The 7273-nt window shown below is 76.0% G+C and carries 5 protein-coding genes; all 5 read left to right on the top strand.

Annotation, left to right across the window (positions count from 1 at the left end):
- A partial coding sequence (locus IE275_RS45400) for an alpha/beta hydrolase fold domain-containing protein (RefSeq protein ID WP_189718568.1) occupies window positions 1-285 on the top strand: 285 nt, incomplete at its 5' end.
- A gap of 218 nt (window positions 286-503) precedes the next feature.
- A complete protein-coding gene (locus IE275_RS45395) occupies window positions 504-3335 on the top strand; it encodes an AfsR/SARP family transcriptional regulator (RefSeq protein ID WP_189718567.1) in 2832 nt (943 codons plus the stop codon).
- Window positions 3325-5238: an AfsR/SARP family transcriptional regulator gene (locus tag IE275_RS45390; protein WP_229871440.1), complete on the top strand. Its 1914-nt coding sequence runs from the start codon at window positions 3325-3327 to the stop codon at window positions 5236-5238. The genes IE275_RS45395 and IE275_RS45390 overlap by 11 nt, the downstream gene beginning before the upstream one ends.
- Before the next feature lie 127 nt (window positions 5239-5365).
- Window positions 5366-6262 carry a helix-turn-helix domain-containing protein gene (locus tag IE275_RS45385; protein WP_189718566.1) on the top strand — a complete coding sequence of 299 codons (897 nt, stop codon included), beginning with the start codon at window positions 5366-5368 and terminating at the stop codon, window positions 6260-6262.
- 469 nt (window positions 6263-6731) lie between these two features.
- On the top strand, window positions 6732-7273 hold a 542-nt coding region (locus tag IE275_RS45380; protein WP_189718565.1), incomplete at its 3' end, for an alpha/beta hydrolase.

The raw sequence follows: 7273 nt of genomic DNA, 5'->3' as shown, positions 1-7273 counted from the left end.
GCGGAGCGGGCCCAGATCACCGCGTCGCCGCTGCGGGCGACGACCGAGCAGCTCACGGGCCTGCCTCCGGCGCTCGTCATCACCGGCGAGGCCGACGTCCTGCGCGACGAGGGCGAGGCCTACGCCAACAAGCTCCGCGCGGCCGGTGTCCCGGTCACCGCGGTGCGCTTCCAGGGCATCATCCACGACTTCGTGATGCTCAACGCCCTGCGCGAGACCCACGCCGCCCAGGCCGCCATCGGCCTGGCGGTCGCCGTCCTGCGCGCGGCGCTCGGCACGGCCTAGGCGGAACGCCGGCCCGGGCGCTCCCGGGAAGCGGTGAGGCGGTGAGGCGGTGACGCCGTGACGCGGTGAGGCGGTGGCGCACCACGCCACCGCCTCACGGTCCCCGCCGTCCGGACGGTCGTCTCCGAACGGACGGGACGTCCCGTCCGTAACACTGGGTGACACATGTCCTGACGTAGAGTCGGGGCCGGGGGAAGAAGAACGGAAGGGGGGAAGGCGTGCCGCCGGAGCCGGTGCGGTTCCAGGTCCTGGGGGACCTCCGGGTGTACCGGGGGGAGACGGAGTTGGACCTCGGCGGGCCGCAGGAACGGGCGTTCCTCGCCCTGCTGCTGGTCAGGGCCGGACAACCGGTCGCCATCAGCGAGATCGTCGACACCCTGTGGGGCGCGGATCCGCCGCGCAGCGCCCTCAACGTCGTCCGGCGGCACGTGGGTTCACTGCGCCGGCTCCTGGAGCCCGGCCTCGCCACCCGCGCCGAGGGCCGCCTGCTGCTGCGGGACGCCGGCGGATACCGGCTGGTGACCGACGGTGACTCCGGAGATCTGCCGCGGTTCCGCACCCTGCGCGAGGAGGCCCGCCGGCTCGCCGCCCACGAGCCCGCGCGGGCGGTCGAAATCCTCACCGAGGCCCTGTCGCTGTGGCGCGGACCGGTCGCCGACGGCCTCCCCGCGCGGGCTCGCGCGCACCCCGCCTTCACCGCGGCCGACCACGAGCGGCTGACGGCCCTGCGGGAGGCGGCCGACGCAGCGCTGCGCGCCGGCCTGCCGGACACGGTCCTGCCCCGGCTGCGCGAGGCCGCCGCCGGCCACCCGCTCGACGAACCCGTCCACGCCCGGCTGGTCCGGGTGCTCGCGGCGGCCGGCCACCGCTCCGAGGCACTGGCCGCGTACGACGCCGTACGCGACCGGCTGGCCGAGGGGTTGGGGATCGACCCCGGGGTCGAACTGCGGGCCGCGTGGGACAGCGTTCTGGACGAGTTTGCCGAACCGCCCGACGAGGCAAGGCCCCTGGCCGTTCCCGCCCAACTGCCGCACGACCTGGCGGCGTTCACCGGCCGCCGTGCCGAACTCGACGAGCTGCTCACCCGGTACGGCCCCGAACTGCCGCACCCCGCGGCCGTGGTGATCAGCGCCATCGGCGGCATGGCGGGCGTCGGCAAGACCACCCTCGCCGTGCACTGGGCCCACCGGATCGCCGGCCGGTTCCCGGACGGGCAGCTCTACGTCAATCTGCGCGGCTTCGACCCGTCCGGCGCCGCCCTGGACCCCGGGGAGGTCGTCCGGGGCTTCCTGGACGCCCTCGGGGTGCCCGCCGAACGTGTCCCGCACGGCGTCGACGCGCAGGCCGCGCTCTACCGCAGCCTGCTCACCGGCCGGCGGGTCCTCGTCGTCCTGGACAACGCCCGCGACGCCGAGCAGATCAGGGCGCTGCTGCCCGGCTCGCCCGGCTGCCTCACCCTCGTCACCAGCCGCGACGAACTGCCCGGCCTGGTCGCCGCGCACGGCGCCCACACGCTGAGCCTGCGCCCGTTCGACACGGACCAGGCGCGGGCGTTCCTGGTCCGCCGGCTCGGTGCCGAGCGGATCGCGGCCGAACCCGGCGCCGCCGACGAGATCGGGGAGCTGTGCGGCGGGCTGCCCCTCGCCCTCGCCTGCGTCGCCGCCCGCGCCGCCGTCCACCCCGGCTTCCCGCTCGCCGCCGTCGCCGCCGAACTCCGCGAGGCCCACGGCAGCCTCGACGCGTTCGTCCGCTCCGACGCGTCCGTCGACGTCGGCACCGTCTTCTCCTGGTCCCTGCGTGCCGTCTCGGCCGCCGCCGCCCGGCTGTTCCGGCTGCTCGCCCTGCACCCGGGCCCCGACCTCACCCTGCCGGCCGCGGCCGCGCTGGCAGGACTGACGGTCCGCCGGGCCCGGCCGCTGCTGGCCGAGCTGACCGGGCTGCACCTCGTCACCGAGCACAGCCCCGCCCGCTACACCTGCCACGACCTGGTCCGCGCCCACGCCCGGGAACTCGTCCACGACCACCACCCCGAGGCCGAACGGCACACCGCCGTGCACCGGCTGCTCCACCACTACCTGCACACCGCCCACGCCGCCGACCGGATCCTCGCCCCCAACGCCGACCCGCTGCCCCCGCCGCCCGCCCCTGCGGACATCCACCCCGAGCCGCTCGCCGACGACGAGCGCGCCCTGGCCTGGCTCACCGCCGAACACCGGGTGCTGCTCGCCGTCGTCGAGGCGGCCGCCACGTCCGGACAGCCCGTGCAGGAACGTCTCGCCTGCCTGCTGGCCTGGTCCCTGGAACCGTTCTTCGACCGGCGCGGCCACTGGCACGACGGCCTGACCGTCCAGCGCACCGCGCTCGACACCGCCCTACGGCTCGCCGACCCCGTCCTGGAGGCCCGCGGACTGCGCGGACTGGCCCGCGTCGAGGGCCGGCTCGGCCTGCACTCGCGGGCCGTGCCCCGGCTGGAACGGGCCCTCGCGCTCTTCACGGAACTGGGCGACGACACCGGCCGCGCCAACACCCACCGCAGCCTCGGCTGGGAGAGCGAACAGCGGGGCGACCTGCCCGGCGCCCTGCGCCACAACCAGCGCGCCCTCGCCCTGTTCCGCGCCCGCGGCGACCGCGCCGCCCAGGCCAGCGTCCTCAACTCCGTCGGCTGGTACCACGCCCTGCTCGGCGAGTACCGCCACGCCCTGACGCACTGCTTCGAAGCGCTGGCCATGCTCCAGGAACTCGGCGACCGCTACGGGCAGGCCGCCACCTGGGACAGCATCGCCTACGCCCACCACCACCTCGGCCGCCACCCCCACGCCCTCCTCGGCTACCGCAACGCCCTCGCTCTGCTGCGCGACCTGGGCGTGCCCTACACCGAGGCCGACATCCTCGTCCGGGCCGGCGACACTCACCTGGCCATGGGCGACGAGCCGGCCGCCCGCGCGGCGTGGGCGCAGGCCCTCACCCTCCTCCAGAACCTCGGCCACCCGGACGCCGGACGGGTCGCGGCCCGCCTCACCGGACGGGAGGACGAGGCAGGTGCCTGCTGAACGCCCGGCGGGCCCCGGCCGCCCCGCCCGCCCGGACACCGCCCTCTCGCCCCCGCTGCCACCGGGGGGCCCGGCGACCCGGTTCGCCCTGCTCGGACCCGTGCGGGCGTGGCACGAGGAACGGGAACTCGACCTCGGCTTCCCCCAGCAGCGCGCCCTGCTCGCCCTGCTGCTGGCCTGCGCCGGCCGTCCCGTGCCGACCGGCGAGATGCTCGACGTGCTCTGGGCCGAACGCCCGCCCGCCAGCGCCCTGAACATCGTCCGCCGGTACATCGGCAACCTGCGCCGCCTGCTGGAACCGGGGCTGCCGCCGCGCGCCCCCGGCCGGCGCCTGCTGCGCCACGCCGGCGGCTACCTCCTGGCGGCGCAGACCGACGAGGTCGATCTGCTCCGCTTCCGCGAGCAGACCCGGCAGGCCAGGCGGGCGGCGGCCACCGGCCGCCCCGGGACGGCGACCCGGCACTTCACGCGGGCCCTGGAGGAGTGGCGCGGCCCGGTCGCCATGGGCATCCCCGCCCCGGCCCGCGCCCACGTCCACTTCACCGCCGTACAGCGCGAACTCCTGGACGCGGCCCGGCCGGCGGCCGACGCCGCGCTGCTGGCCGGCCACGCCGACCGCATGCTGCCCGTGCTGCGCCGGGCCGTCGCCCAGGACCCGCTGGACGAGCCCCTGCACGCCCGGCTCGTCCTCACCCTGGCGGCGTGCGACCTCCAGGCCGAGGCCCTGACGACGTACGACGACCTCCGCCGGCGGCTCTCCACCGACCTTGGTGTCGCCCCCGGCCCCGAACTGACGGCTGCGCACACGCGGGTGCTGCGCCAGGACGTACGGCGCACCGGACCAGGCTCCGGCTCCGGCCCCGTGCCGGGGCCCACCCGGCCCACGCCCGTCACCCTCCTTCCCCGCCCCGCCCAACTCCCGCCCGACCTGCCCGTGTTCACCGGCCGCCGGGCCGAGCTGGACCGGCTGAGCGAACTCGCCGACTCCGCGACGGGACCGGGAACCCTGCTGATCGGGGGCCTGGCGGGCGTCGGCAAGAGCGCCCTCGCCGTGCACTGGGCCCACCGGGCCGGCGCGGAGTTCCCCGACGGCCGGCTGTACCTCGCGCTGCGCGGCACCGACCCCGGAGCACGGCCGCCGCTGGACCCCGCCGAGGCCCTGCGCGGCATGCTCGCGGCCCTGGGCGTGCCGGCACGGCACCTGCCCGAGGGCCTCGCGGCGCTCAGCGGGCTGTACCGGACCCTCCTGGCGGGCCGGCGGGTCCTCGTCCTCCTCGACGACGCCGCCGGCACCGAACAGCTGCGCCCGCTGCTGCCCGCCGCGACGGGCTGTCTCGCCCTGGTGACCAGCCGCCACGCCCTGCCCGGACTGATCGCCGCGGGCGCCCGTCCGTTGCGCCTGGAGCCGCCGTCCCCGCAGGACGCGTCCGAGCTGCTGGCCCTGCGGATCGGTGCCGGCCGGACGGCCGCCGAGCCCCACGCCGTCGCCGAGATCGTCGCCCGGTGCGGCCGGCTGCCCCTGGCCCTGGCCGTCGTCGCCGCTCGCGCCGCCGCCCGCGGGGACTTCCCGCTGGCCGCCGTCGCCGCCGAACTGCGCGACGCCCGGGGCACCCTGGACGCCTTCCCCGCGGTACGCGAGGCCCTCCACCGCTCCCACCGGCTCCTGCCGGAGCGCGGCGCCGGACTGCTCCCGCTGCTGCCCCGCCACCCCGGACCCGAGCTCACCGCGGCCGTCGTCGCGGTGCTCGCCGGACTGCCGATCCGCCATGCCCGGCTGGAGCTCGGCCGGCTCGCCGACGCCCATCTCCTCACCGAGACCGCGCCCGGCCGCTACGTCCTGCACGGCCTGGTGCGGGACTTCGCCGCGGAACTCGCCGAACGCGCGGAGCACGCGGCCTCCTGACCGCCTCCGCCGCCTCCCGGCACTCCGTCCCCGCGGCGCTGTCACTTCGTCGTCACTCTTTTTGCACATCCGCCGACCTACCGTCCGGGCAGGTGACCCGAACGACCTCCGGAGGCAGCGGCGGAAGATGCCCAGTACCCGTACCCCCCTCTACCCCCACGCCGCCAGGACCCCGCTCGGCGTCGAGACCGTGACCGGTGAGGGCACCCCCGCCCGGCTGCCCGGTGAGGGCCGGCACCCCACGGACCGGCTGATCGGCCGGGACCCCGGCGAGTACCTCTTCGTCGGCCTGCGCGGCGACGCCCACGACACCCCGCCGCCCCGCCCCGAGTCCGCCGCTCTTCCCCTCGCCCCCGGTGACATCTGCTTCTACGACACCCGGCACACCCCGGTCCTCGACTTCCCCGAGCGGTTCCGGGCGACCGTCTTCCTCGTCCCGGCCGATCTGCTGGGGCTGGCCGAGTCCGACGTCCGGCGGATCGCCCGGACCCCCGTCGGCCGCGCCTCCCGGCTCGGCACGCTGCTGTCGCCGCTGCTGTCCGACCTCGCCCGCACCTCGGCCGAGGCCCGGCCGCCGGTCGGCGAGATGCTCGCCTGGAACGCCGTGAACCTGCTGGCCACCCTCGCCACCGAGCAACTGGGCGCGCAGGCACCGGGCACGACGGGCACACAGCCGCCGGTGCTGGCGCGGATCCTGGAGTACGTCGAACTGCACCTCACCGACCCCGACCTCGCCCCGGACGCCATCGCCCGCGCCCACCACATCTCCGTGCGCTACCTGCACAAGCTGTTCAAGGACGAGGGCACCACGGTCGGCCGGTGGATCCTGCGCCGCCGGCTGGAGGAGTGCCGTCGCGACCTGATGCGGTACGGCCGCGGCAGCCGCACCATCGCCGCGGTGGCCGCCCGCTGGGGCTTCCTCAGCGCCACCCACTTCAGCCGGGTGTTCCGGGCCGCCTACGGGATGAGCCCGCGCGAGTGGCGGGACACCGCCGGACGCACCACGAGGGCGGGGCGGACCTGAACACCGCCCGGCCCTCGCGGCCTTGCGCACGCATCTTGTCCTCGGAATGCCAGTCGTTCTCCAGGGGGAGGCGGATCGCCTTTTCGCATTTCCATCGCGCAATCGGCGAGTTCCGGTCCTGGCCGGGTGGCGTTCCCGAAATCCGCGGCCGCCCGGACGGGGTTCTCGTCGGCCTGCTCGACCGCGGCCAGGCGTCTCCCACCTGCGTGAACCCGGGAACCGGTCCGCCGCCCGGTATGGCCGACACGTGCGCGACACCTCGGGGAATCGTGGAATTTCCCTGGGCTCCACACCATTCGCGGGACGGCGCTCAGGTGTTCCGGTGGCGCACCGAACGAGTGCTCGCGACGTACGGCGCACCGTGCGCTGTGAGGACAGCGCCGGTGCACGCGCGGGCAATGTCCGCACGCTCGACGGATTTAGCGTCGGGGAGCAAGAACACGCACACCGATAACCGCAGGAGATACCCATGTCCGACGTCGTCGAGCCGGCCGCGCCGGTCCTCGAACCCGAGGCCGCGGCCTTCGCCGAGGCCACCGCGAACCCGCCCTTCCTCTTCGACCTGCCCCCGGCCGACGGCCGCAAGGCGGTGGACGAGGTGCAGTCCGGTGAGATCGCGAAGCCGGTGGTGGACGAGGAGTGGATCACCGTGTCCGGTGGTCCGACGGGCAGTGTCCGGGCCCGGATCGTCAGGCCCGCCGGTGCGCAGGGCGCGTTGCCCGTGATCCTGTACATCCATGGTGCGGGCTGGGTGTTCGGCAATGCGCACACGCATGACCGGCTGGTGCGTGAGCTGGCGGTCGGCGCCGAGGCGGCCGTGGTCTTCCCGGAGTACGACCTCTCGCCCGAGGCCCGCTACCCGGTCGCCATCGAGCAGAACTACGCCGTCGCCCGGTGGGTGGTGGAGCAGGGCGCGTCCAAGGGTCTGGACGGCTCGCGCCTCGCGGCCGTGGGTGACTCCGTCGGCGGGAACATGACCGCGGCTCTCACCCTGATGGCCAAGGAGCGCGG

It is taken from the genome of Streptomyces phaeofaciens (genome assembly GCF_014648915.1).
GTDB lineage: Bacteria > Actinomycetota > Actinomycetes > Streptomycetales > Streptomycetaceae > Streptomyces > Streptomyces phaeofaciens.
Note: the sequence above shows the minus strand (reverse complement) of the source record. Positions and strands in the feature narration are given on the sequence as shown.